Here is a 1,793-nt window from a genome sequence, read left to right as displayed (position 1 = left end):
TATTGAGGCGAATAGCCTTCTTTAGCTCGTAAAATATTCAATGTTCCTGTTGCAGAGCATTTGCCCGTAACATACGATGTGCTTCCTACACCCGAACCATCTTTGATAATATAGATTGCTTCATTCTCTGTATTATAATTGTCGAGGTAGCCAACGACGCCATTTGCACCATATACAGGATATGTACCATGCTCTGAAACATCTCTTTCTTGTAGAGTTGAAGAACTACATGACAAGCAGTCTGACAAGCGAACATTGGCTTCGTTATAGCGGACTATATTCTGTGCTATTCCCTTAATTAAGGATTTGGAAGTTTGTAGGTCTGCGATTATTGACTATGCGATAGGTTCACTTGATACCAATTTTATGAAATTTGGCTCTGTATATGAAACTGCAGGAGAGGGCGGAACACCTACAACTTCAAATACCAGTTTCTACGACAACGGTAAAATCCCATTTATCAAGATTGGCGACTTGAAACAAAAGTATTTAATTGAAAACAAAGACTTTATCACAGAACTTGGGTTACAAAAGTCGTCGGCTTGGCTTGTGCCTACACATTCCATTTTATTTTCAAATGGTGCTACCATTGGAGAAATAACAATAACAACATACCCTGTTTGTACAAAACAAGGAATATTGGGTATTGTACCAAAGGCAAACATTGATGTGGAGTTCTTGTATTATTTCATGTCGTCATCTTATTTCAAAAAGGCTGTTAGCCGTATTATTACAGAAGGGACAATGAAAACAGCCTATTTGAAAGATATAGACAATATACTTTGTCCAATTCCAACAAAAGAAAAACAGCTGGAGATAGCCAAAGTACCCTCTGCTCTAAACTTTAAAATTGACTCTGAACAAAGTATATTGAGACTACTCTATGCACAGAAACAATACTTATTGCATCAGATGTTTAGATGAACATTTGGCAAAGTAAATATTGTTTTTCTCTCGAATACATATCACAAGTTCTCTGATGTACCAATAAGCAACTATCCAATGTTTGAAATATCTTGGATAGTTGTTTTTGCATTTCTATATCTGGCATTTTTATTTTTATCGAAGCCATTATGTTATTCATCAATTTAGGGTTAGCCAAATTAAAGGAAACATATTTTTGAGTAGCCTGTTGGAGAACAAGTGAAACAAAATAACAACCAAATTTAGGCTGTATCTTTAATGTGCCACAAACATTGGTACAATTGAACTTTCCTTTTCTGTAAAAGACTGTTCCTGCATTTGCACCATCCGTAGTCCAAGTAATATACTCGCCATCAAACATATAGTCATCCAAATAGCCCATAATTCCATCATTGGAAGTTTGAGAAGAATAAACAGGATATAGAGGATGTTTCTGTCTTTCTATTTCTACTGAACTAATAACACGCCCTCTTCCGATTTTAGCTATGTCTTGGATTTTATAAGTAGTCCACCTGTCATTATACAATAGTTTCTTACTAATCGCAGACCTACAAACTTCCAAATCCTTAATTAAGGGAATAGCACAGAATATAGTCCGCTATAACGAAGCCAATGTTCGCTTGTCAGACTGCTTGTCATGTAGTTCTTCAAACTCTACAAGAAAGAGATGTTTCAGAGCATGGTACATATCCTGTATATGGTGCAAATGGCGTCGTTGGCTACCTCGACAATTATAATACAGAGAATGAAGCAATCTATATTATCAAAGATGGTTCGGGTGTAGGAAGCACATCGTATGTTACGGGCAAATGCTCTGCAACAGGAACATTGAATATTTACGAGCTAAAGAAGGCTATTCGCCTCAATAT

General features: G+C 36.3%; 2 protein-coding genes and 2 pseudogenes. 2 read left to right on the top strand and 2 right to left on the bottom strand.

Going from position 1 to position 1,793, the window contains the following annotated elements; all coding sequences use genetic code 11:
* Positions 1-248, bottom strand: a pseudogene (locus HMPREF0666_RS17690) (type I restriction endonuclease subunit S); the annotation flags it as partial.
* Positions 249-306: 58 nt separating this feature from the next.
* On the opposite strand from HMPREF0666_RS17690, the gene HMPREF0666_RS16810 reads away from it, so the two are divergent.
* Positions 307-924 carry a restriction endonuclease subunit S gene (locus tag HMPREF0666_RS16810; RefSeq protein ID WP_009012793.1) on the top strand — a complete coding sequence of 206 codons (618 nt, stop codon included), beginning with the start codon at positions 307-309 and terminating at the stop codon, positions 922-924.
* Here the strand turns inward: HMPREF0666_RS16810 and HMPREF0666_RS12830 are convergent.
* Positions 917-1,486 (bottom strand): restriction endonuclease subunit S, encoded by a 570-nt coding sequence (locus HMPREF0666_RS12830; RefSeq protein ID WP_232214113.1) that lies wholly within the window; start codon positions 1,484-1,486, stop codon positions 917-919. The genes HMPREF0666_RS16810 and HMPREF0666_RS12830 overlap by 8 nt on opposite strands.
* A gap of 50 nt (positions 1,487-1,536) precedes the next feature.
* Between HMPREF0666_RS12830 and HMPREF0666_RS17685 the strand changes: the two are divergent.
* Positions 1,537-1,793: pseudogene (locus HMPREF0666_RS17685) on the top strand (hypothetical protein); the annotation flags it as partial.

Origin of the sequence: Prevotella sp. C561, assembly GCF_000224595.1 — a bacterium.
Taxonomy (GTDB): domain Bacteria; phylum Bacteroidota; class Bacteroidia; order Bacteroidales; family Bacteroidaceae; genus Prevotella; species Prevotella jejuni.
This window is presented reverse-complemented; position numbering and strand designations above follow the sequence as displayed.